The sequence below is a fragment of the Flavobacterium sp. genome (assembly GCF_049318325.1).
Classification (GTDB): Bacteria; Bacteroidota; Bacteroidia; order Flavobacteriales; family Flavobacteriaceae; genus Flavobacterium.
The window spans coordinates 1-25,582 of sequence record NZ_JBMOGQ010000021.1 but is presented as its reverse complement, the minus strand read 5'-3'; the positions used below and the strand labels follow the sequence as shown (position 1 = coordinate 25,582).

Annotated in this window: 19 protein-coding genes and 1 pseudogene; 2 read left to right on the top strand and 18 right to left on the bottom strand. The window is 34.7% G+C overall.

Translation table 11 applies throughout. The annotated features are described in order from the left end of the window. The coding region (gene dinB, locus ACOYLP_RS03720; protein ID WP_422854831.1) for a DNA polymerase IV at positions 1–850 on the bottom strand (850 nt) is incomplete at its 3' end. Positions 851–918: 68 nt separating this feature from the next. Here dinB and ACOYLP_RS03715 point away from each other — a divergent pair. Next, entirely contained in the window at positions 919–1,386 is a 468-nt protein-coding gene (locus ACOYLP_RS03715; protein ID WP_422854830.1) for a CYTH domain-containing protein, read from the top strand. On the opposite strand, the gene ACOYLP_RS03710 is transcribed toward ACOYLP_RS03715, so the two are convergent. The 11 genes and pseudogenes from ACOYLP_RS03710 to uvrC all read right to left on the bottom strand — a co-directional run bounded on the left by ACOYLP_RS03710 (position 1,387) and on the right by uvrC (position 15,965). Beyond that, positions 1,387–1,926 carry a septal ring lytic transglycosylase RlpA family protein gene (locus ACOYLP_RS03710; protein ID WP_422854829.1) on the bottom strand — a complete coding sequence of 180 codons (540 nt, stop codon included), beginning with the start codon at positions 1,924–1,926 and terminating at the stop codon, positions 1,387–1,389. An 84-nt stretch (positions 1,927–2,010) separates the two neighbouring features. Next, positions 2,011–2,432, bottom strand: a pseudogene (locus tag ACOYLP_RS03705) (hypothetical protein). A 79-nt stretch (positions 2,433–2,511) separates the two neighbouring features. Then, positions 2,512–4,155, bottom strand: a complete 1,644-nt coding sequence (gene pgi, locus ACOYLP_RS03700; protein WP_422854828.1) for a glucose-6-phosphate isomerase — start codon at positions 4,153–4,155, stop codon at positions 2,512–2,514. A gap of 175 nt (positions 4,156–4,330) precedes the next feature. Further along, on the bottom strand, positions 4,331–5,566 hold the full coding sequence (locus tag ACOYLP_RS03695; protein WP_422854827.1) for a peptidoglycan DD-metalloendopeptidase family protein: 1,236 nt from the start codon (positions 5,564–5,566) through the stop codon (positions 4,331–4,333). A 9-nt stretch (positions 5,567–5,575) separates the two neighbouring features. Next, positions 5,576–6,508, bottom strand: a complete 933-nt coding sequence (locus ACOYLP_RS03690; protein WP_422854826.1) for a tryptophan 2,3-dioxygenase family protein — start codon at positions 6,506–6,508, stop codon at positions 5,576–5,578. After that, positions 6,508–7,284 (bottom strand): DUF3108 domain-containing protein, encoded by a 777-nt coding sequence (locus ACOYLP_RS03685; RefSeq protein WP_422854825.1) that lies wholly within the window; start codon positions 7,282–7,284, stop codon positions 6,508–6,510. The genes ACOYLP_RS03690 and ACOYLP_RS03685 overlap by 1 nt, the downstream gene beginning before the upstream one ends. A gap of 290 nt (positions 7,285–7,574) precedes the next feature. After that, on the bottom strand, positions 7,575–8,735 hold the full coding sequence (gene hppD / locus ACOYLP_RS03680) for a 4-hydroxyphenylpyruvate dioxygenase (RefSeq protein WP_422854824.1): 1,161 nt from the start codon (positions 8,733–8,735) through the stop codon (positions 7,575–7,577). A 173-nt stretch (positions 8,736–8,908) separates the two neighbouring features. Further along, positions 8,909–10,066, bottom strand: coding sequence for a homogentisate 1,2-dioxygenase (locus tag ACOYLP_RS03675; protein WP_422854823.1), 1,158 nt, complete (start codon positions 10,064–10,066; stop codon positions 8,909–8,911). 240 nt (positions 10,067–10,306) lie between these two features. After that, on the bottom strand, positions 10,307–11,785 hold the full coding sequence (locus tag ACOYLP_RS03670; RefSeq protein ID WP_422854822.1) for an amino acid permease: 1,479 nt from the start codon (positions 11,783–11,785) through the stop codon (positions 10,307–10,309). A 79-nt stretch (positions 11,786–11,864) separates the two neighbouring features. Continuing rightward, a complete protein-coding gene (locus ACOYLP_RS03665) occupies positions 11,865–14,168 on the bottom strand; it encodes a patatin-like phospholipase family protein (protein WP_422854821.1) in 2,304 nt (767 codons plus the stop codon). Further along, the gene (gene uvrC / locus ACOYLP_RS03660; RefSeq protein WP_422854820.1) at positions 14,169–15,965 is read right to left on the bottom strand and encodes an excinuclease ABC subunit UvrC; all 1,797 of its coding nucleotides are present in this window, start codon (positions 15,963–15,965) and stop codon (positions 14,169–14,171) included. It abuts the gene before it with no gap. Positions 15,966–16,020: 55 nt separating this feature from the next. Between uvrC and ACOYLP_RS03655 the strand changes: the two genes are divergently transcribed. Then, positions 16,021–16,587, top strand: a complete 567-nt coding sequence (locus tag ACOYLP_RS03655) for a 5-formyltetrahydrofolate cyclo-ligase (protein WP_422854819.1) — start codon at positions 16,021–16,023, stop codon at positions 16,585–16,587. On the opposite strand, the gene ACOYLP_RS03650 is transcribed toward ACOYLP_RS03655, so the two are convergent. From ACOYLP_RS03650 to gdhA, 6 genes are all read right to left on the bottom strand, one after another. Then, positions 16,568–17,191 carry a lipoprotein signal peptidase gene (locus ACOYLP_RS03650; RefSeq protein WP_422854818.1) on the bottom strand — a complete coding sequence of 208 codons (624 nt, stop codon included), beginning with the start codon at positions 17,189–17,191 and terminating at the stop codon, positions 16,568–16,570. The genes ACOYLP_RS03655 and ACOYLP_RS03650 overlap by 20 nt on opposite strands. A gap of 119 nt (positions 17,192–17,310) precedes the next feature. After that, positions 17,311–17,691, bottom strand: a complete 381-nt coding sequence (locus tag ACOYLP_RS03645; protein WP_422854817.1) for a TraR/DksA family transcriptional regulator — start codon at positions 17,689–17,691, stop codon at positions 17,311–17,313. A gap of 7 nt (positions 17,692–17,698) precedes the next feature. Then, complete coding sequence (gene ileS, locus ACOYLP_RS03640; RefSeq protein WP_422854816.1) at positions 17,699–21,100, bottom strand: isoleucine--tRNA ligase; 3,402 nt, start codon at positions 21,098–21,100, stop codon at positions 17,699–17,701. A gap of 124 nt (positions 21,101–21,224) precedes the next feature. Further along, positions 21,225–21,938, bottom strand: coding sequence for a DNA repair protein RecO (recO, locus tag ACOYLP_RS03635; protein ID WP_422854815.1), 714 nt, complete (start codon positions 21,936–21,938; stop codon positions 21,225–21,227). Positions 21,939–21,973: 35 nt separating this feature from the next. Next, a complete protein-coding gene (locus ACOYLP_RS03630; RefSeq protein ID WP_422854814.1) occupies positions 21,974–24,256 on the bottom strand; it encodes a two-component regulator propeller domain-containing protein in 2,283 nt (760 codons plus the stop codon). A 120-nt stretch (positions 24,257–24,376) separates the two neighbouring features. Further along, positions 24,377–25,582: NADP-specific glutamate dehydrogenase (gene gdhA, locus ACOYLP_RS03625; RefSeq protein WP_422854813.1), on the bottom strand; the 1,206-nt coding region annotated here is incomplete at its 5' end.

Here is a 25,582-nt window from a genome sequence, read left to right as displayed (position 1 = left end):
TATTATATTTCTTTAAGCGATTTTCCAATTCCAAAGCGATGCGTTCCAATTTTTCTATCATAAATATTTCGGAAGTCAGGTTTTCGTTAAAGGTATGTTCCGCTGCAACCGATTTTGTAATTCTATTGGGCTTAACTTCGCTGTTGTGAATGCCGCGAACAATATTGTAATAATACAACCCACTTTTAATGAAGTGCTCTTCTAAAAATTCTACCGATTTTGATTTCAAATCTTTTCCAGTAAATATTCCCAAATGATACATTTTGTCTGCTGTTACCTTACCGACTCCATAGAATTTTTTGATGTCCAAGTTTTCCAAAAATAATTCTACTTCTTCCGGATTAACTGTTTTTTGTCCGTTGGGTTTGTTGTAATCGCTCGCGACTTTTGCTACAAATTTATTTACCGAAATTCCGGCAGAAGCTGTAATTCCAACTTCTTCAAATATCCGCTTTCTAATTTCCTGAGCGATTAATGAGGCACTTGGATTTCCTTTTTTGTTTTGGGTAACGTCGAGATACGCTTCGTCTAAAGATAATGGTTCAACCATATCGGTATACTCTTGAAATATCTTTCGGATTTGTTTTGAAATTTCTTTATAACGCTCAAATCTTGGTCGGACGAAAATTAAATCGGGGCAATTGCGTTTGGCCTGAACACCACTCATTGCACTTCTAACTCCAAATTTTCGGGCTTCATAACTTGCTGCCGAAACTACACCTCGCGTTTCGCTTCCGCCAACAGCCAAAGGCTTTCCTTTCAACTCAGGATTATCCATCTGCTCGACAGAAGCATAGAAAGCGTCCATATCGATATGAATAATTTTTCTGTATGAAATTGGGTCAGCCATATCACAAATTTATAATATATTTATTGCCTAGGGTTTTAACCTGAGGCTAATCACAATAAATTCAAAAAATGATAGAAATAGAACGTAAATTTTTAGTGGTTTCGAATGATTTTATAAATGAGACTTTTGCTAAAAAAAGGATTGTTCAGGCCTATTTAAATTCCAATGTGGAGCGAACGGTTCGTATCCGAATTAAAGAAAATAAGGGGTTTTTGACCATTAAAGGAAAAGGAAATTCAACCGGAACAACGCGATTGGAATGGGAAACAGAAATTCCGGTACAAGATGCTGAAAAGTTATTGACCATCTGTGAAAACAGTATTATTGATAAAACTCGCCATGAAGTAATGGTTGGAAAACATATGTACGAAGTTGATGTTTTTGTAGGCGATAATATGGGATTGATTGTTGCTGAAATCGAATTGCAATCGGAAGATGAAGATTTTGAAAAACCTAGCTGGCTTGGAAAAGAAGTAACTAATGATGAACGTTTTTATAATGCTTATTTGAGTGTAAAACCTTTTAAAACCTGGTAATTATTTTGGTTCAATCACTTCTTCTATAGTTACAATAGTTACTCCCGAATTTTGGTTTGAGGCAATATCCATAAAGGCTCTTCTGCTTAAATCTATTTCACGTGCTTTTGAAAATGGTCCGCGGTCTGTAACCTCAACAATTACCGATTTACCATTGGCTTCATTAGTTACTTTTAGTTTTGTGCCAAAAGGCAATTTTTTGTGGGCTGCTGTATATCCGTTGTTGTCAAATTTTTTTCCGCTTGCTGTTCGTCTTCCGTTGAATTTCTTATGGTAATAAGAAGCGTGAGCATTTTTCTTCAATAACCTTAACTTTGCATTAGCATTGTAAAGGTTTAATGAATCAATACCTAAAATTGTTTTAAATTTAAAGGTGTCAACTTTTACCGCTGCGACAGCTTTTTCCTGCTCATTTGGTTCATTAATTTTGACTGTTTTGGCCTTGCTTATAGCTTTTTTGTCAAGCTTTTTTTGGGCCGAAATACTTGAAAATAAAGAAGTAAGTAGTATAAAAAACAGTATTAATATCTTATTATTCATAAGTAGTATTTTAATTAGATGGCTAAATTAAAAAAGTGCCCCTTGATGAAAAAAGTCCTGAAAAGGACTTTTAGTTTTTACTTTTTAAAACCACAATTTCCATGGAATTCGGCTTAAAATTAACAGCAATCCTAGACCGTAGAATAAGAAAATACAATTAAATTTTACTTTGTCAGTAGTTGCTTTTTTATGTTTTGACCAACCGATAGTTATTAAAACAATAGCTAAAATATTTATTATTGGATGTTCCAACCATGTTAATCTTACATCTGATTCTGCCATTTGGCCAATTGATGCTGAGCCTAGTGGTGACAAAAAATATAAAATTAAACCTACTACTAATTGTATGTGTGTAGCTATGAGTCAAATAGTGCAATTTTTCTGTCTTTGGCTATGAATTCTTTTTTTGAAGATTTTCCTAAAAATGAATTTACTACTGCGAAAACTAATAATAACAAGGCTATATAAGCCCAACCTGAATGGAATTTTTGAACAAAAGTGTACATTTTTTTATTTTTTAGAATAACAAATATAACAAAAAAAGGTATAAAAAATAGTCTATTTATAACGAATCCGTTTTGATAATTATTTATCTTTCAGAAAATGCTTAAGTAAAAAGGCTGTTGAGCTGTCGTGTTGTTTTACTTTTGAATTTTGAATTTCATCTAAAATTGAATTGGCCAATTGTTTCCCTAATTCAACACCCCATTGGTCATAACTGAAAATGTTCCAGATAATTCCCTGAACAAATATTTTATGCTCATACAAAGCAATTAAAGAACCCAACGTTTTTGGCGTAAGTTTTTCTATTAACAAAGTATTTGTTGGTTTATTGCCATTAAAAACCTTAAATGGCTGCAGGAAAGCAGCTTTCTCTTCAAAGATGTTTTGTTTTTCAAATTCAGTTTTGACTTGTGCTTCTGTTTTCCCGTTTAATAAAGCTTCTGTTTGGGCAAAAAAATTAGACATTAATTTATTGTGATGGTCTTGGTTTCCATATAATGGTTTTACAAATCCGATAAAATCAGTTGGGATTAATTTTGTTCCTTGATGGATTAATTGAAAAAAGGCGTGTTGTGAATTAGTTCCAGGTTCACCCCAAATAATAGTACCAGTTTGATAATTTACCGGTTTCCCATCACGGCCAACACTTTTACCGTTGCTTTCCATAATACCTTGCTGAAGATATGGAGCTAATTTTTGTAAATATTGGGTGTAGGGAATTAAAGCTTCGCTTTCAGCTCCGAAAAAATTGTTATACCAAATACTTAGTAAAGCTAAAATAACTGGAATATTTTCTTCAAAATCGGCCGTTTTGAAATGCTCGTCCATTTCGTTGGCACCTTTTAATAAATTGTCGAAATTGTCAAATCCAACGGCCAAACTTATAGACAAACCAACGGCACTCCAAAGTGAAAATCGTCCGCCAACCCAATCCCACATGGGGAAAATATTGTCCGGATTAATTCCGAAATCAGTGACTTTTTGAATGTTAGTTGAAACTGCAACAAAATGTTTGGCTACATCTTCTTGTTTGGCTGATTTCAGAAACCACGTTCTGATTGTCTCAGAATTGGTTAAAGTCTCTTGAGTAGTAAATGTTTTCGAAACGATTACAAAAAGTGTGGTTTCGGGATTTATTTTTTTAATGATTTCATTCACGTGATCTCCATCAACATTGGATACAAAATGAACATTCAGATTGTTTTTATAATATTGCAATGCATCAACAACCATAGCTGGTCCTAAATCTGAACCCCCAATTCCTATATTAACAACATCGGTAAATGCTTTTCCGGTATTTCCTTTTCTTGTTCCTAAAATGATTTCGTCACTAAATTTTTTGATTTTGTTCTTTACTTCAAAAATTTCGGAGAGTACGTTTTGTCCATCAACTAAAACGGTTGCGCTTTTTGGAGCCCGTAAAGCTGTGTGAAGCACCGCTCTGTTTTCGGTTTGATTAATATTTTCTCCTGAAAAATAGCTTTCAATAGCAGATTTTAAATTTACTTCAGTTGCTAAATCTTGAAGTAATGTTAGCGTTTCCTGATCGATTATGTTTTTAGAATAATCAACTAAGAAATCATTCCATTGAATGTGAAATTTTTCAGCTCTTGATGTATCATTGGAAAACATTTCCCTCATTGAAACATGCTTCATTTGAGCATAGTGCTGATTGAGTTTCTCCCAGGCTTTTGTGCTGGTTGGATTTATATTTGGTAAAGCCATTTTAAATGTTTTTATTTAACTTCGTTCAATTCTTTTCGCTCAAGTCATACAATTGCTTCGCCAATCCAGCTAAAGCTTTATGTGGGCTCATGAACCTCGTGTGAATGACAAATTTACAAATATGATTGGTATAAAATTCTAGGAATCTTTTACGCTAACGTTATAGTTGAGAAAATTATTTTTTGGAAGCATCAGAAACACTGTCCAATTCTCTTTTAAGCGGATTCATGTATTCCATATATTTTTGTCTATATTTTGAATCCATTGGAGTAGATGTTGGTAAATTCAATCGTAACGCATCAACCTGGACACCATTTCTCCAAAAACGATAACAAACGTGTGGACCAGTCGCTAAACCTGTGCTTCCTACTTTACCTATAACTTGCCCTTGTGTTACTCTTTGACCACGTCTGACCAATATTTTTGACATGTGCAAATATTGCGTTGAATAGGTTTTGTCGTGTTTTACTTTTACGAAATTTCCATTACCTGTTGTAAATCCGGCTTGTTCTACAACACCTGCTGCGGTTGTCATAATTGGTGTTCCTGTCGGTGCAGCATAATCGGTTCCTTTATGTGCTTTCCAAATTAATTGAACTGGATGAAATCTGTTTTTAGCAAAACGAGATGTAATATTTACGAATTTCAATGGTGCTTTTAGGAAATAGCTTTTTAATATTTTTCCTTCTTCATCAAAGTATTGCTGCTTTTTGATATTGGCATCGGGTGCAAATGGAAAAGCATAGACTTTCTTGCCTTTGTATTCAAAAAACGCAGCTTTTAGACTATCAACACCATCATAAATAGTATCATTAATATATCTTTCGGTAAACTTTAAAGCGAACTTATCCCCTTTTTTCAATTTAAAAAAGTCTATTGACCAAGCATAAATTTTTGCTATTCTTGGGGCTAAAGCAGGATCAACTTTTAGATTCTGAAGTGTTTCAGAAAGCGAACCGTTTAATGCGCCTGCAATTGTTCGAGTTTTAAACGTTAATGGCTTTGCTTTTTTATAAACTATTATTGAATCTCTGAAATCAATGACATAAAAATTCAATCGGTCTGGTTGATAAATTAAAACCTGAATTTTATTGGCTCTGTCTTTGCTTCTTAGGATAGTAAATGGTTTTCCTATGCGGATACTTCTAACGTCAAAAGTGTCTTTTACTTTGGCTACTATATCATAGACTTTTCTTCCGGCAAGGTTTTGTTTTTCTAACAAACTTCCAAAAGTATCCCCTGAATTTATGGTGTCATTGACTATATTAAAATCATGTATATTGAATCCAAATTCAACCAATTTTAATTTGGCTTTTGGGACAATAATTTCTTCTTCATTTGTTTTATCACAAGAGATTATAAATGTTGAAAGAAGAAAAATCAGAAATACTTTTTGAAATGTTTTTGACATCGTTCTTACCTATACTCCTTCGCCCCAGTTTTTTAATTCTTCTTCGCTCCATAATTCTGGGAAAAATATTCTGCGTTGGTATTTTGGATGCATGTATTTTTTCCAATCGCTTCCTCCGGTGGCTTCGCCCGAACCTTTTCCGCTGTCAATATATTTTTTGGCGGCATTCAAATGTCCAATCACCCATGTAACATTTACAGTGTAATCGTAATGACGCATTGCATTTACTAGTTCTCTATCTTTTTGGTCTGCATCAGGCAATTGCTTGAATTTTTGCCAAATATTGATAGTATTGTATTTTTCCATATAGCGAAGAAATTCTTCACGATATTTTCTTTCGAATTCTAAAATCAAAAATGATTTTTCCCCGGTTTGATAATCTTTTCCAGCAGCCTGCCAATACAGATGTTCAAATGCATGTGAATAAGGAGTGTTTCTATCTATAGAAGCTCTGAATCTATAATCAATTAGGTTGATTAAATCAGTTGAGGAAAATTCTATAAATCGGTATTGCGCACTTTGGAAACCACTTGCAGGAGTTAGTGTATTTCTAAATTTCATGTATTGTTCAACTTCCATTCCATCACCCATTATGTCGAAAGAGGTTGTTAACATATCAAAATAGCGGCTAATTCGTCTCAGTTTTTCGGTAAAGAAATCTGTTTTTGGTTTATCAATATGACACAATTGATTGATTTCCCAAAGTATCATTTTGAATAATAATTCATTTACTTGATGATACATGATAAAAACCATTTCATCAGGAAGAACAGTTCTTTGTGTTTGCAAATTCAGTAAAGCATCGGTTTGAATATAATCCCAATAGGTTATTGGCTTTGACCAAAGTAGCCCTTCAAGATGCGTTTCAGTTTTTTGATTTATAGCCGCAAATTTTTGTTCTAATGCTTCTAATATTTCTTCTGAATTTGTTTTAGTATTCATTAATTTTTTAATTTAACCATAAATGGATTTTTTAATCCTTTGAAACTATCTAAATCCGCTTTTATAGAACCGACTGCTAAGCTGGCTTTTATTCGCAACGGAATTTTATTTTCATCATCTGAAATCCAAACCGTTAGACTTTCTTCTTCTTTGAAAACTCTTCCTGATTGAACAATAGGTCTAAAAATCATCGTTGGAGCGGTTCCAAATTTAGTTTTTAGATCTTCCTTTCCTATGAATTTTAACTTGAACTTATATACTTCATCATCAAAAAACATGTCCACTACGATCGATTCTCCAACTTTTAGTTTGTCAATATTTGGATGATTTCTTAAAAAATAAAAAGTAGAAACTATGTCTTGAACATTTTCTGTTACCGAAAATGTTTTTTCGGTTTTATTTTTATAATCTTTAACCAAAACTTTATTCTTTTCTTGATTAAAGAATCCTTCTTGGTTTTTGGTGTAACCGCCTTCATCTATTTTTCTAACATATTGATAGGGTTTATTGGTTACTTTATCAAAATAACTTTCATAGTTGTCGTCTACTTTAAAGAAAAAGCGTGACATCCCGACTGTATATCCTTTTCCAATAGCATGATATATATTTTTATTGTCCTTGAAGGCTTCTTTAACTTCTAGTGTAGCATAACCTGCATTGATAAACCCATAATGTATTCTAAACTTGAACCATTCTCCACTATCATAGGCTTCTGACTTTTGAGAATCAAAACTTACAGTCATTAAAAGCAACAATAAGAAGAAAAAATTTTTCATGTTCAATTGATTTCAAAAACTGCAATTGCAATTTCTGTTCCAAATGTATTAAAACAAAAAAACCCAATCAAATTAATGACTGAGTTTTTATGCTATTAACCAACCTTAAAACTATAAATTATTATAATTTATCCAAAATATAAGGAAATCACTCCCTGTTTTTTGATGGTTCAAATGTAGTTTATACCATTACAGAATTACAAGTGATTTATCAACTTTAACAATTAATTAGAAAAAAATTATTATTTTAATAGTTGATTTTTAAATAATATTCAAAGAAGTTTGGTTTTTTACAAAGTCCCTCTAAGCATTTGTTCTCTTTCGATAGATTCAAATAGTGCTTTGAAATTTCCTGCTCCAAAACCTCTGGCACCCATTCTTTGAATAATTTCGAAAAATAAAGTCGGTCGGTCTTCAATAGGTTTTGTAAATATTTGAAGCAAATAACCTTCATCATCTGCGTCAATCATGATTCCTAATTTTTGAAGTTCATTAATGTCTTCTTTGAACTTGTGCATATGATCTTTCAGTCGTTCTGGAATTGCATCGTAATAGGCCTGTGGTGGCGTACTTAAGAACTCAATACCTCTAGAACGCATATCCGCAATTGTTTTGATGATATCATCGGTTGCCACTGCAATATGCTGAACACCTGAACCTTCGTAGAAATCTAAGTATTCTTCGATCTGAGAACGCTTTTTGCTTTCAGCTGGTTCGTTAATTGGGAATTTAATTCTTCCATTACCATTACTCATTACTTTACTCATCAAAGCCGAGTATTCAGTTGTGATTTGCTTGTCATCAAATGAAAGGAAGTTTACAAATCCCATAACATCTTCATACCATTTTACCCAGGTATTCATTTCATTCCAACCCACATTTCCTACCATATGATCTACATATTTCAAACCAACCGGAGCTGGATTGTAATCGGATTTCCATTCCTTGTAACCTGGTAAAAAAGCACCTTTGTAATTTTTGCGCTCCACAAACATATGAACCGTTTCTCCGTATGTATAAATTCCGGCTCGAACTACTTCTCCATGTTCGTCTTTTTCTACTGTTGGTTCCATATATACTTTAGCACCGCGATTGGTAGTTTCTTCAAATGCTGAACGAGCATCTTCAACCCAAAGCGCAATTATTTTTACACCATCACCATGCTTTTTTACATGTTCGCCAATTGGTGAATTGCTGTTTAATGCTGTAGTTAAAACCAAACGTATTTTGTCTTGTTTTAAAACATAGGATGCTCTGTCTTTCATTCCGGTTTCCAATCCTGCATAGGCATGCGACTGAAATCCAAAAGCCGTTTTATAGAAGTGAGCAGCTTGCTTGGCATTGCCTACATAAAACTCAACATAATCAGTTCCTAAAAGAGGAAGGAAATCTTGCGCTCCTTCAAATATTTTTTCTAGTCCGTATTCAACGGAATTTATTTCTTTACTCATTGTGTTAATTTGTTGATTTGGTTATTTGGTTATCCGAATGTTATTGTTGGTTTTAACTTCTAGCCCTGATGGTAGCGGTATCCTTTTTATTTTTCTTCAAAAACAAAAAGATATAGCGGACAGATGGACTCGAGCTACTAAAAGAGCGAACAGGCGAAGCAAATAGCTCCTAACTATTCTACCCAAGATTTATAATATTTTCCGTCGTCTAATGCCATAGCTTCTTCGGTTACCATTAATGGCCGAAAAGTATCAACCATAACGGCTAATTCTTGTGTTACTGTTTGGCCGATGCTACGTTCCATTGCGCCTGGTGCTGGCCCGTGTGGAATTCCTTTTGGATGCAATGTAATATGCCCTTGTTCAATATTATTTCGTGACATAAAATCGCCATCAACATAATATAAAACCTCATCACTATCAATATTGCTATGATTATAAGGTGCTGGAATAGCTTTTGGATGGTAATCATATAACCTTGGACAGAAGGAACAAACTACAAAAGTCGACGTTTCGAATGTTTGGTGAACAGGAGGTGGCTGGTGTACACGACCTGTTATTGGTTCAAAATTATGAATACTGAATCCGTATGGAAAATTGTATCCGTCCCAGCCAATAACGTCAAAAGGATGTTTAGCATAAATCAGATCGTGTATCATGCCTTCTTTTTTGATTTTGATTGTAAAATCGCCTTTTTCATCGTGTGTCTCCAATTCGGTTGGCAATTTGAAATCTCGTTCGCAAAAAGGGGAGTGTTCTAAATGTTGCCCAGATTCGTTTTTATATCGTTTTGGTGTGTAAAAAGGCGCATACGACTCGACATAAAACAATCTATTATCTTCGTTCTCGAATTCGATTTGATATATCATTCCGCGTGGAATGATAAGATAATCTCCATATTCGAATTGGATATTTCCCATCATGGAGCGCAGTTTGCCTTTTCCCTTGTGAATGAAAATAAGTTCATCGGCATCGGCGTTTTTGTAGAAATAGCTTGTTAATGATTTTCTTGGCGCTGCCAATCCAATGATACAATCGCGGTTAACAAGCATAGCTTTTCTACTATCTAAAAAATCATCTTCGGGTTTTAATTCGAAGCCTTTTAGAAGTAATGATTTTAAGTTTTTGCCAATAGCAATTTTTGGTTCTACAGAATATGATTTGGATATTTCCTTGAGTTGAGTTGGTCTATGAACATGATATAGCAATGAAGAATGTCCATGAAACCCTTCAGTACCAAAAAGCTGTTCATAGTACAAACCCCCAGTTGGTTTTTCAAACTGTGTGTGTCTTTTTTGGGGAATATTTCCTAGTTTATGATATAAAGGCATAGTATTTTTAATTTGAAAATTTGAAAATGAATTCAAATTAATATTTATTCTTATTTAAAAACTCATTCAGGATTTCTCTTGATGAGGAATTTAAGGTGAGCTAATGAATTATCCCATTTTTTCACATAACAAATATCGGAAAAATATAAATTCTAAAAATGATAATTGTCAATTTTTAATATCTAAAAAAAGGATTAAAGAGCGAACCCATTAATCCTTTTTGTAATTTATTTTTAAGCTCTATTGATCTTTGGGATTATTCAGTCTACTATTTTTCTTACTATAGCCAAAATAAACAACAAAACCGATAGCTAACCAACCTATAAGTCTTAACCAGTTTGTCCAACCTAATCCGTAAATCATGGCTAGGCAAACTAAAATACCTAATATTGGAACAAAAGGTACAAATGGTGTTTTGAATTCACGTTTCATATCAGGCTCTGTTTTACGCAATACAATTACAGATATACAAACTAAGATAAAGGCGAAAAGGGTTCCGATGCTTGTCATATCACCAACAATGTCACCTGGAATAAATGCGGCAAACAAACCGACAATTACCATAATTACCAAGTTAGCTTTGTATGGTGTTTTGTATTTTGGATGTACGTCACTGAAGGACTTTGGTAATAAACCATCCTTACCCATTGAGTAAAATACTCTCGACTGACCTAATAACATGACTAGGATTACAGATGAGAATCCTGCTAATATTGCCACCGTTACGAACTGAGCCAACCATTCAAATCCTGGCATTGCCGCAGTTATCGCGTTGGCAACAGATGCTTCTTTCCCGCCAGTTCTAAAAAACTCAACAGATTCAAGTCCTGTTAATACGTGAGCGAAAAGAATATATAAAACAGTGCAAACTGCCAAAGATCCTAAGATTCCGATTGGCATATCGCGTTTAGGATTTTTAGTTTCCTGAGCGGCTGTACTCACAGCATCAAATCCGATGAAAGCAAAGAAAACCGTTCCTGCTGCACCAAGAATTCCCATGATTCCTCCAAAACTATGTCCAACACCGTGTTCATCTGTAAAGATTCCCGGTTCAGGAATATAAGGTGTATGATTTTCAGGTTTTACAAAATGCCAGCCAAAAATGATAATCATTACAACGATAGCCACTTTGACCACGACAATAATTCCGTTTACAAAAGCTGATTCTTGTGTTCCTTTGATTAAAAGCAAACTGATGGCAGCTACAATAAATAGCGCAGGTAAATTGATAATTCCGCTTACACCATCTATTGAGTTTTGAAAAGGCGAATGGCACCACTCATAAGGAATTGGGCTAACATGGAGAACATTGACCAGCAGGTTGTTGAGGTATTCACTCCACGCAATTCCAACAGTTGCTGCTCCAACGGCATATTCTAAAATTAAATCCCAACCGATAATCCAAGCAAGGAATTCACCCATTGTAGCATAAGTATAAGTATAAGCACTTCCGGCAATAGGAATAGATGAAGACAATTCGGCATAACATAACCCTGCCAGAGCACAACCAATGGCTGCAACGATGAATCCTATAGTAACTGATGGTCCTGCATTTTGAGCTGCTGCTGTTGCTGTTCTAACAAAAAGTCCGGCACCAATAATTGCTCCAATTCCTAATGCAACAAGTGACCAAGCGGTAAGTGTTCTTTTTAATCCTTTATCAGATTCAGACGCTTCAGCAAGTAAAAGCGCCATAGGTTTTCTTTTCCAAATAGACATAATGAGATTTTTAGTTAAAAATAATAGCTTCAAATATAGTTTTTTATTTTAATACAGATAAAAAACAATAGTATTGGTTTTAAAATGCAAACCCAACAGCAAAATAAGCGTACCCTCTATTTAATTCTGGCGACCATGAGTATTTGATTTCAATTGGGCCGATAATTGATTCTAAGGCATAACCTATTGCATATCCGTTATAGGTTGGTTTTGAAAGCCAGTTTCCGTTTTCAAATAATTGGTCTTGAACATTGGCATAATTAGCCGCTAAATTGAAGTGGTTTTTTTTGTAAAACTCATAATCCAAAGTAAAGCACGATTTGAAATAACTATCCCCAGCAATACTTAAAAAATCATACCCATAAAAGGGCTTAAAATTATTTACTGTATTAAATCCATAGCCTCCCAGAACGAAATCAAAAAAAGGCACACTGTCTTCACCAATGCTAAATCCGACTTCTGACTGAACTTTAACCGTTAGTTTTTTATTTATAGATTTAACTACACCTATTTCTCCTTTTGCAATAGTAAAGCGATTAAATTCATTTGTATAATCAGAAGAAAGAAGAAAAGAATGCATGTCTCCGGTAAACATCCATCCTTTTTTTGGAAATAGTTTATTATCAAACGAATCATAAGTCATATAGCCAAAAACACTTAGATAACTACTTTTTTCGAAAGTTGGGTTTATATTACCTAAGTTGTCGGATTTTATTCTTAATAACTTATGCTCTATTCCGGCACCAATTAAGAACTTCTGAATAAAAACAGTTTGAATGTAGACCTGATTGGTTAGGTCTGAAAAATCAATATTGATAGTGTTTAATCCAAGTTGTGATAATAATTCGCCATTTCTAAAATCGGTAGTTACATTTTTATTAAAAGTATTTAAACGTGATTTTATTCCAAAACTCCAATAAAAACCATTGTCAATATAGTAATCAAAATTATATCGGATATTATCTCCAAGTCCAAGATCTAGAGATGCCACATCGTTTTTAAACAACGATTTTTTTTGAGTAATGTTTGCTAAAACTGCACTTTTGTATAAACCATCATAATGTAGTCCGAACTTCAAAAACGTTTTGGTTGGGTTTTCGGTCAAACTTAATTTTAATTCGTCTTCGTTTTCTTTACTTTCAAGAGTGTAACTAATTCTGCTAAAATTCTGAGTAGCATTGATATTATTTATTCCGGTTTTTAAATCTTCATACGTAATTTTTTTGCCATTATTAAAACGAAGTTTCCCTAAAACATAAGCTCTGGTATAATTATCTAATTTGTTTATGGAAATGCTTTTAACTTGTAAAAGATCCTTTTTTACCTTTACCTCATTGAGTTTATATACTATAGTTGTATCGGCTAGCTTTTTAAGTTGCTGAGAGACTCCAAATGCAGCTTCTTTTCCTTTCTTAACAATTTCCTGCCCTTCGTTAAATGAAATTACGCCATAGTCTGAAACTTCTGGTTTAATGTAAATATCGGTTAGTTTCTGTTTGTCTTTCATCGTCTTAATCATGTCAAGATTGGTGATTTGAACTAAAATTCGAGTAGCATCTTTCAAAGAATTGCGGTCTTTTAAATCGTCTTGGACATCAACACCTATAACAATGTCTGCTCCCATTTTACGAATTTCTTCAACTGGATAATTGTTTACCACACCTCCATCAATCAATAGTTTCCCATCTATTTCTACTGGTGAAAATAAAGAGGGAAATGCAGAACTCGCTAACATTGCCTGGGCCAAGTAGCCTTCTTTCAAAATGACTTGTTCTCCTTTTTCAATATCTGTGGCAATACACAAAAAAGGTATAGGAAGCTTATTAAAATCTCTAACATGTCTCACTTTATGAGTAAGTTTTGATAAGAGATTATAGTTATACATTCCTTTAGAAAGTGCTAATGGGACGCCTATTTTTAGTTTGTCAAATGGTAACGTAAGTGGATACATTTGATCATTTCGTTTCTCATAAAAGCTTTTCGAAGAGCGAGGAATATAATCTTGTAGTAATTCATCGAAGTCAGTGTTGTAAAAAATTGAATCTATTTGTGTAGCACTATAACCCGAAGCATATAGTCCTCCAATTACAGCACCCATACTTGTTCCGGCAATATAATCAACTTTTACCCCAGCTTCTTCGAGCATTTTTAAAACTCCTATGTGTGCAAATCCTTTAGCGCCGCCACCACTTAATACTAAGCCGATTTTGGGACGCTTTGTAGTTTCCTGAGAAAATGAAGTAATTGGAAGAAATAGAAAGGCAATAAGCAATAGGCAATAGGCAAAAGTTAAATATGCTTTGCCGAAAAGATTTATTTTAGCTAATGGCTTTTGGCTTTTGGCTAATGGATTATTGATTATAGCTAAGGGCTCTTTACGCATTTAAATTTCTTTTTGGTAAAATTCGGAAATTTTTATGGCTTTTGATACTCCAACAACATCAGAAATTTCTTTTTCTGTGGCTAATTTTAATCTTTTAACACTTTTAAAATGTTTTAGTAACGTCAGCATCGTCTTTTCTCCAATTCCTGGAATCAGTTCTATGGTCGAATTTAATGCCGATTTACTTCGCTTATCGCGATGATGTGTAATTCCAAAACGGTGTGCTTCGTTACGCAGCTGCTGAATGATTTTTAACGTTTCTGATTTTTTATCCAAATATAACGGAACCGAATCGCCAGGATAAAACAATTCTTCTAATCGTTTGGCAATACCTATGATAGCAATTTTCCCTCGCAAACCTAAATCATCAATGCTTTTGAGTGCCGATGACAATTGTCCTTTTCCCCCATCGATGATTATTAATTGAGGTAATGGTTGATTTTCATCTAAAAGTCGTTTGTATCTTCTGTAAACCACTTCTTCCATTGATGCAAAATCATTTGGTCCTTCAACGTTTTTGATATTAAAATGACGGTAGTCTTTTTTGCTTGGTTTGCCATCTTTAAAAACAACACAAGCCGAAACGGGATTGGTTCCTTGAATATTCGAATTATCAAAACACTCCATATGTCTGGGCTCTACAGAAAGACGTAAATCTTTTTGCATTTGTGCCATAATTCTATTCGTGTGACGTTCTGGATCAACTATTTGAATTTGTTTTAATTGTTCTAATCGCTGGTACTTTGCATTTCTTTCAGAAAGGTCTAATATCTGTTTTTTGTCTCCGAGTTGCGGAACAGTAACCTTTATTGTAGAACCAAAATCTAAAGCAAAAGGCAGAACAATTTCTTTTGAATTCAACTGAAATCGATCCCGAAGTTCTACCACAGCAAGCTCTAACAATTCTTCATCTGTTTCATCCAGTTTCTTTTTGAGTTCCAATGTGAACGACCGAATGATAGCGCCATGTGAAATTTGTAAAAAGTTGACATACGCCATAGTTTCATCTGAAACAATGGAGAACACATCAATGTTAGAAATTTTTGGATTTAAAATGGTGGAACGAGATTGATAATTTTCTAAAACATTAATCTTATCTTTAACTTTTTGTGCTGCTTCAAATTTCATTTCGGAAGCCAAATCTTGCATCATTTTTTTGAAATCGCGCATGCTGTCTTTAAAGTTTCCTTTTAGAATTTGGCGAATGGCATCAACTTGTTTCTGATAATTTTCTAAGGTTTCAAATCCTTCACACGGCCCTTTGCAATTCCCAATATGGTATTCCAAACAGACTTTGTATTTTTTTGATCTGATATTGCTTTCGTTTAAATCATAGTTGCAGGTTCGCAACGGATACAACTCTTTGATTAAATCTAAAATGGTATTTACCGTTTTAAAATTAGTATATGGACCAAAATATTCCGAGCCATCTTTGGTCATTCTTCGAGTAAGAAATATTCGGGAAAAAGGTTCTTTTTTGATGCAAATCCAAGGATAGGTTTTATCATCACGCAATAGTACATTGTAGCGTGGCTGAAGCTTTTTTATCAGATTGTTTTCTAGCAAAAGTGCATCTTGCTCTGAACAAACTACTATATGTTTTATCTCGACAATCTTCCTGACCAAGACATTAGTCTTAGCATTATCATGTTGTTTATTGAAATAGGATGAAACTCTTTTCTTGAGATTTTTTGCTTTCCCAACATATAAAATTTTGCCTTCTTTATCGTAATACTGGTACACGCCCGGATTGTCGGGCAGAGTTTGTATCTGAAGTTCGATAGAAGGAATATTCATTTAAGAATGAGGATTTAGGATTTCAAAGTTATAAAAATTAAAGTACTTTTGAAGTATGAACAAAAAAGAACTCCGGGCTAAATATAGAGCCTTGCGCCAAGAATTATCGCTTGAAGAAATTGATGATAAAAGTTTAGCAATTGCTAATAGATTGTTAGAACTTGACGTCTGGGAGAAAACCTATTTCCATTTATTTTTTACTATCGAAGAGCAAAAGGAAGTAGAAACTGAATTCATTCTCCAAATAGTAGCAGGAAAAGACAAAGAAATTGTAGTTGCTAAAAGCAATTTTGAAACTCTTGAAATGACCAATTATTTGTTAACCGACAATACTAAATTTCAAAAAAACGAATACAAAATCTACGAACCTGTTGATGGTATTGAAGTTCCGAATGCTAAAATACAAGTCGTTTTTGTGCCGCTTTTAGCCTATGACAAATTTGGAAATAGAGTAGGATATGGGAAAGGTTTCTATGATACTTTTTTATCTAAATGCCCTGAAGATATAATCAAAATTGGGCTTTCCTTTTTTGACCCTGAAGAAACGATAGATGACGTTTCCCCATCTGATATTCGTTTAGATTATTGTGTTACGCCAACTACTAACTATTCGTTCCTATAGAAGTCTTTTGGGCAAATGCTTTTTTGTTAAACACAATCAAAATTCCAACACCTGTTGAAATCGCCATATCGGCAATATTAAAAATAGCATTAAAAAATTTGAATGGCTGTCCGCCCCAAATAGGCAACCAATTTGGAAATTTTCCTTCAATAATAGGGAAATATAACATATCAACCACTTTTCCGTGAAACAAAGTACCGTATGGTTTTTCTGCAAATACTGTTGCTAAATTATTGTAGCTATCATCGAAAATAACTCCATAAAAAACAGAATCAATAATATTTCCAACGGCACCTGCAAATATTAAAGCGATAGCAACCATCAAAAAATTAGAACTGTGTTTTGTGCTAGAATCATACAACCAATAGCCAATTCCAAAAACTGCTAAAATTCGGAATACGGTTAGGATTAATTTACCATGAGTACCAGGAATTTTTGCTCCCCAAGCCATTCCTTCATTTTCAATTAACAATATTTTAAACCAACTGGCAACATCAACTTGCCCGACTTCGCCATAAACGAAATTAGTTTTTATATAGATTTTGACGAATTGGTCAACCAATAATATAATAGCAATGATTAAAATGGAATTTCTTAAGGACATTTTTTGGTTTTATTTACTTCGTACAATTCTGATTTCGACTTCGTATGGCGCAAAAATAAAACTATTTTTCTAAAAAATAACGCCCCGTTTGGAGCGTTACATTATTAATTGTAAAGTTGTTATCGTTGTAAATTTTTAGCTTCAATACTCATTGTAGCATGAGGAACAACGCGTAGTCTTTCTTTCGAAATTAGTTTTCCTGTTACTTTACAAACACCATATGTTTTATTTTCCACACGGAAAAGCGCATTTTTTAAATCGCGAAGAAACTTCTCCTGACGAATAGCTAATTGCGAGTTGGCTTCTTTTGACATAGTTTCACTACCTTCTTCAAATGCTTTGAATGTTGGTGATGTATCATCAGTTCCATTATTTAAGTCATTCATGTAGGCACTTTTTATCAGCTCTAAGTCAATTTTTGCCTTCTCCATTTTTTGTAAAATTATTTCTTTGAACTCCGCTAAATCTGCATCTGAGTATCTCATTTTTTCTTCTACCATCTTATTTCTATTTTGAGATTAATATTCTTGTTTTTATGTTGTCAAATTCTATTTCTGTTCCAGTATCCAAATCATCTACAAAAACTAATTTTTCTGTCAGTGTTTCCGATTTGATATAATTTTCATTCGCTGCAACTGCTTTTTCTAAACCAACACTTGGCTGTAAATGAACTTTAATCTTATCGGTTACTTCAAACCCAGAATCTTTTCTTAGGTTTTGAATTCGGTTAACTAATTCTCTTGCTATTCCTTCATTAATCAATTCCTCCGTTAAGGTAATGTCTAAAGCAACCGTTATTCCGTTAGCATTTGCCACTAACCACCCCGGAATATCTTGAGAGGAAATCTCAACATCATCGGATGTTAAAATTATACTATTTCCAGAAATAACAAACTCCAATTCACCTTTTGTATCTAATTCGTTGATTTGTTCAGCAGATAAACTCTGTATCTCTTTGGCTATCAAACCCATGTCTTTACCAAAGCGCGGTCCAAGTGCTTTGAAATTTGGCTTAATTTGCTTTACTAAAACCCCCGAAGCATCGTCCAAAAGTTCGATTTCTTTCACGTTTACTTCAGCTTTTATTAGGTCAGAAACTGCCTCAATTTCAGCACGCTGGTTTTCGTCAAGTATAGGAATCATAACCTTTTGCAGCGGTTGACGAACCTTTATCATTTCCTTTTTTCGAAGTGATAAAACCAAAGACGAAACTGTTTGCGCTTTCAACATTTTACTCTCGAGCGATTTATCAACAAAGTTTTCAACCGAAACCGGGAATTTTGCCAAATGAACGCTGGTAAATTCCTCACTATTAGTGGTATTAACTAAATCACGATAAAGTTTATCCATAAAGAACGGAGCGATTGGTGCCGATAGTTTTGCCACAGTTATCAAACACGTATAAAGGGTTTGGTAAGCTGCAATTTTATCTTTTTCATATTCGCCTTTCCAAAATCGTCGTCTGCACAAACGAACGTACCAGTTACTTAAATTTTCCTGAACAAAATCAGAAATAGCTCGGGCTGCTTTTGTTGGTTCGTAATCTGCATATGCTTCATCAACTACTTTTATCAAGGTGTGTAATTCTGATAAAATCCAACGATCAATTTCAGGTCTTTCATTTAATGGTATTTCCGCTTCTGCGTATTTAAATCCATCAATGTTAGCATATAACGAGAAAAAGGAATACGTATTGTATAAAGTTCCGAAGAATTTACGCCGCACCTCAGCAACCCCTTCAATATCAAATTTTAAGTTATCCCAAGGATTTGCATTCGAAATCATATACCAACGAGTGGCATCCGGTCCATATTCTGATAATGTTGTAAATGGATCGATGGCATTTCCTAAACGTTTGGACATTTTTTGTCCGTTTTTGTCAAGTACTAAACCATTTGAGACTACATTTTTATAGGCAATCTTATCAAAAACCAGCGTTCCAATAGCGTGCAAAGTATAGAACCAACCGCGAGTTTGGTCAACACCTTCCGCAATAAAATCGGCTGGAAAGTCTTTGTTCTCGTCAATCTTTTCTTTGTTCTCAAACGGATAATGCCATTGAGCATAAGGCATTGCGCCTGAATCGAACCAAACATCAATCAAATCGGTTTCGCGTTTCATTGGTTTTCCGGAAGCAGAAACTAACGTAATGGCATCTACAACATTTTTATGTAGATCAACCAAGTCATAATTTTCTTCACTCATGTTTCCTATTTCAAAACCTTTGAAAGGATTGGCTGATTGGAAACCTACTTCAATAGCTTTTTCTATAGCATTGTATAGTTCTTCAACAGAACCAATCATTACTTCTTCGGTTCCGTCTTCAGTTCTCCAGATTGGCAATGGAATTCCCCAATATCTTGATCGCGATAAATTCCAATCGTTGGCATTTTTCAACCAGTTTCCGAAACGGCCCTCACCGGTTGCTTTTGGTTTCCAGTTGATGGTTTCGTTTAGATCGAACATTCGGTCTTTGACTTCGGTTACTTTGATAAACCAGGAATCTAACGGATAATATAATAATGGCTCATCGGTTCTCCAACTGTGTGGGTAACTGTGAACGTATTTTTCTACTTTGAATGCTTTATTTTCCTCTTTTAGCTGAATGGCTATTTCAACATCAGCGGAACGTTCAGGTGCAGTTCCGGCATCGTAATACTCGTTCTTTACATATTTGCCGGATAAATCTCCTAATCCTTGAATGAATTTACCTTGTAAATCAACTAATGGCCCTGGATTTCCATTGGCGTCCAAAACCAGCATTGGTGGCACTTCTGGTTTAGCTTCTTTGGCCACTTTCGCATCATCGGCCCCAAAAGTTGGCGCGGTATGCACAATTCCTGTTCCGTCTTCCGTCGTAACGAAATCTCCCAAAATTACCCTAAAGGCATTTTCAGAATTTTGATAGGGCAATACCAACGGCATTAACTGCTCATAACGAATTCCAACTAAGCTTGACCCATTAAATTCGGTTAAAATTTTATATGGTATTTGTTTATCGTTGGCTTTGAAATTTTCAAAATCAGAAGTTTCTTCACTTGCAAAAAATCCTTTACCGAATTGTTTACGGACTAAATTTTTAGCCAAAATAACTTTTACCGGAAGGAAAGTATATTGATTAAAAGTTTCTACCAAAACATAATCGATTTTTGGCCCAACGGTCAATGCGGTGTTACTCGGAAGTGTCCATGGCGTAGTCGTCCAGGCTAAAATGTGAACTTCTCCAAACCCTTGTAAAAAGCTTGGTAATGTTTCTGACAGCGTTTTGAATTGAGCTACAACGGTTGTATCCGTAACGTCTCTGTAACTTCCTGGTTGGTTTACTTCGTGAGAAGACAAACCTGTTCCGGCTTTTGGAGAATAGGGTTGAATTGTATAGCCTTTGTAAAGTAAGTCCTTTTCGTAAATTTGTTTCAATAACCACCAAACCGATTCCATATATTTGGATTTGTAGGTTACATACGGATCATTCATGTCGACCCAATAGCCCATTTTTTCGGTTAGGTCATTCCATACATCAGTATAACGCATAACAGTGCGTTTACAAGCTTCATTGTATTCTTCTATGGAAATTGTTTTTCCGATGTCTTCTTTGGTGATGCCTAATTCTTTTTCGGTACCTAATTCTACTGGTAAACCATGCGTATCCCAGCCTGCTTTACGCTTAACCTGGAGTCCTTTTTGAGTTTTATAACGACAGAAAATATCTTTGATAGCACGTGCCATTACGTGGTGAATTCCGGGTAACCCATTGGCAGATGGTGGACCTTCAAAAAACACATACGGTGTAGCGTCTTCGCGGGAAGTTACGCTTTGCTCAAAGATGTTGTTTTCTTTCCAAAAATCAAGAACCTCGGAGGCCACTTTGGGCAAATCAAGTCCTTTATATTCAGTAAACTTAGTACTCATTTTTGTCGTATTCTTTAATCAAGTCTGCGAAAGTAAGGAATTTTGAGAAAAGAGAATATAAAATTGAGAAAAGAGAATAGACTTTTACTAAAAATTTAAGAAAGATGAATGCTTTTCTTAAATTTTAAGCGAAAACTTCTTTTAAAACCTCAAGTGATTTTGGTTTTTTGAAACCATCGAGATGAAAGGAGTAATAATCAAGTAAGATTTTGAGTAAGATTTGCCGCTCGATGCCGGCAAAAACCTTTTGGTCGCTATCGAATTTTAAATCGATTAGTTTTTTGAACAAAAACGTTTCGTGCTCAGAAAGGCAATTGGTTCCCTGAAAGGCTGTAAAGTTTCCTTCTTTGCAATCAAAAAAATTAAAAGCACTTTCAGAATTGTCGGGATAAAAGCCAAAAAACTTGGTCATCTCCAACATTAAAATCAAATGGAAATTCGCCATTTCATCATGCGCATCGAGCCAAAGCAAAGCCGATTCGAGAAAATTGAACAGGTTTTCGTTTTTTTCTTCTTCGTGAATGCTGTGATGGATTATTTCGGAAAGAAACATCACTATGGTACTTTTAACAATATCGGAGGAAATAGTCTGATACCCGTGTGCGAGTTTTATTTCTTTGAAATGCTCGAGTTTTCCTTTGTTTTTGTGATTGGCTTCGATTTCAAGTAAAGACAATGGTTGGAAATAAGCGATTTTCTGATTTGATTTTTTTGCTGCAAAAGCATTGGGGACAAAATAACTTTTTAAACCATCAGACTGTGTCAGACATTTTACTATCAGGCTTTTTTCCTGATATTTTATAGAAGAAATTACAATGGCTTTGGTTTTGACGAGCAAAAGAAGGTGCGATTTACGAAATTAGAAATACGAAGTTACCGAATTATCATCACTTTTTTTACAGCAGTTTCAGAAGCGTCTTCGGCAGCGATGAAAATCATATAGACTCCTGAAGCTACATTGTATTTTCCAAAAACTTTGGTATCCCATTCAACTGTTCCGCCTTCGGAAGTGGTTTCATAGACTAAATTACCTTCGATGTCGGTGATTTTAATATTGGCTTTGGAAATTAATCCAGCTATTTTTACTGTTCCTACAAATTCAGGACGAACCGGATTTGGATAGACGTAAACAGCATCTAAGTTGTCAGCAGGTTTTGTTGCCGTGCCTTGAAACGATACCATTCCTCTATCAGTAGCAAAGAAAATTTCTCCTGTAACCGCATTGATATCTATATCGTTTATCACATTACTTGGCAAAGGGGAATTGTCCTTAGTAAAATGATAAATCGTTTCCTGACCATTAGACGAAAAAAGAAAAACACCTGAATCGGCTGTTCCAATCCATTTTTGATTTGAACCATTGACGGCTATATCGGTAATAAATTGTTCGTATAAAAGTTCTTGTGCCAAACCATCTTCCAGAATAATAATTGGATTGGCTTTCATTTGTTCATCATTATTGTAGCTTCCGGTGCTTGGCAATACCCTTAATCCTCTATTGGTTCCTATCCAAACCTGATTTCTATTATCTACCGCAATGGCCCTAACATCTTGAGAAGGGAGATTTCCTAAGTCGACACCTTCCGATAGTTTTTTAAATCCAATATTTGAATTTTCATTAAAAGCAACAACACCATTTTTATAAGAGGCAATCCATTTAGTCCCGCTTTTATCGATGGCTATTTTACAAAAATCGTTACTTGCATAATCGGTTAAAATTGTTTGCATATCAAAAGTTGCCCATGTCCCATTTGATTTTAAAACATGCAGTCCACGTTGCTCCCTGCTTTGGGTCACCCATAAATTACCGGACTTATCATATGCAGTGCTGTTAATCCTTGGCGAACCTCCTTCCATTGTACTGTTTGCTGCATTATATAAAGTTGTTGGAACATCGCTTACTATTTTTATGAGTCCGTCATTATAGGAAGCAATGCATAGCTCATTTTCATCGTTAGGGTTTACGGAAATCCTAACAAGGGCTTTGGCGTCTAATAAATCGCTATACGGAATATACCGCCAACCAGTTCTTTCACTATATTTGCTAATCCCAAATCTTGGCGGGCCCATAGAGGGTATATAAGTGAATGGGTTATAGAAAATATCATACCCTCCGTAAACTGCCCATAAGAAGGAAGAAGAACTGTTTATAGAAAACATATTATTCATGTTTGGACCGTTAGGCATAATAAATTCAAAATTGGTTGGAGAACTAATGGGTGAAGAAACTATCCCGTTTTCATTTGTTCCGATGTAAATCATTTCATTAACAACGCTTGCACAAGTAAAGGTTACCGGAATTGAAGCTATTTGTCCGTTTTGGATATGAATTATTTGACTTAATGAAGTGTTGTAAATAAACACATGGCTTGAAGAAGTGACAACTAAATAATTTGAAGTGGCACGAATATCGAGTCCGGGTTGTCCAATAGTTCCAAATTCCTCGAAAAAGAAACTATTGTGTTTATACACTTTATTATTAGCATTTAATGCTATTAGTTGATTATTAAATGTCACTATTCCATTCCAAAAACCACCGTCAAAAAGCTGCCATTGAGCAAAATCAATCAAATTTTGATTTGTAATAGCTGCTTTTCTGATCCCGTAAAATTGAGTGACCGCAAATAAATCTCCGTTATAAATTGCCGTTTGATAGACTTTTATTTCTTGGCCGGCCGGACCTATAAAATAAGTATCCCCAAATTCTAGGGTTGCCAATTTATATTGCACTATACCAAAATCACAGGATACGTAAACAATCCCATCATATTCCATAAAATGATTTACTCTTTTGATATTAGAAGGAATATTTTTATTGATTATATCCACAACATTTAACATGGTTCCGTCGGCATCATTAATTACAATCATCAATCCGTCTTCATAACCAACAATTGTTTTATTGAAAGTATCGCTGTGATAAATAGCAGAAATAGTTTGACCCGATAGACCATCAATCGTGTTTATGGTTTTGATATCATTAGTCGCTAGGTTTTTGGTAAACATAGCATTTTCTGCTGCTGCATAAATTTTGTTGTTTGATTCGGAAATATCTTTGATTTGATTGTACGAAAAATAACCTTTCCAATTTTGAAATGGCTGTGATACGCAAATTTGAAAAAAAAGAAATAAAACTCCGAAAAAGTACTTTTTCATTTGAAAAGAATTAGCATACAAATATAGTACAAACGTAAAAATTTTCTAATTGTTGTTTTGTAAACAAAAAATGCCATCATTTCTGATGGCATTTAAAGGGTTTTTGGTTGGTTTATTAAATTATACTATTCCTTGTGCTAACATGGCATCGGCTACTTTTACGAAACCAGCAATGTTTGCTCCTTTTACGTAATCAGTATATCCTGTTGAATCGGTACCATATTTTACACAAGCTTCATGGATGTTTGCCATGATGTTTTTCAATCGTTGGTCAACTTCTTCCGATGTCCAGCTTAAACGCAAAGAGTTTTGCGACATTTCAAGACCTGAAGTTGCTACTCCACCGGCGTTTGAAGCTTTTCCAGGGGCGAAAAGAATTTTAGCTTTTAAGAATTCGGTAACAGCTTCTGGAGTTGAAGGCATGTTTGCTCCTTCAGCTACACATATACATCCATTTGCAATAAGTACTTTTGCTTCGTCACCATTTAATTCATTTTGAGTAGCACATGGCAGGGCAATATCACATTTCACTTCCCATGGGCGTTTTCCTGCTACGAATTTTGCGGAAGGATATTTAGCTACGTAATCAGAAATTCTTCCGTAGTTCACATTTTTAATTTCCATAATGTAAGCCAATTTTTCAGGATTGATACCATCGGCATCATAAATATATCCAGATGAGTCAGATGCAGTAACTACTTTCCCTCCTAATTCAGTTGCTTTTTCGATTGCATATTGTGCTACATTTCCAGAACCAGAAACGACAACGGTTTTTCCATCAAAGCTTTGTCCTTTTGTTGCCAACATATTTTGAGCGAAGTAAACATCGCCATAACCTGTTGCTTCCGGACGGATTAATGAACCCCCAAAAGTGATTCCTTTTCCGGTTAAAACTCCGGTAAACTCGTTTCTTAATCTTTTATATTGACCGAACATATAGCCTACTTCTCTTCCTCCAACACCAATATCACCTGCAGGAACATCGGTATCAGCGCCAATATGTTTAGCTAATTCGGTCATAAAAGCTTGACAGAATTTCATGATTTCGATATCCGATTTCCCTTTTGGATCAAAATCAGAACCACCTTTTCCACCGCCCATTGGCAATGTTGTTAAACTGTTTTTGAATGTTTGTTCGAATGCTAAAAATTTCAAGATACTCAAGTTTACAGAAGGGTGAAAACGAATTCCTCCTTTGTATGGTCCGATGGCAGAATTCATTTGGATTCTGTACCCACGGTTTACTTGTGTATTTCCCGCATCATCGATCCAACATACGCGGAACATGATTACTCTTTCTGGCTCAACCATTCTTTCCAAAAGCAT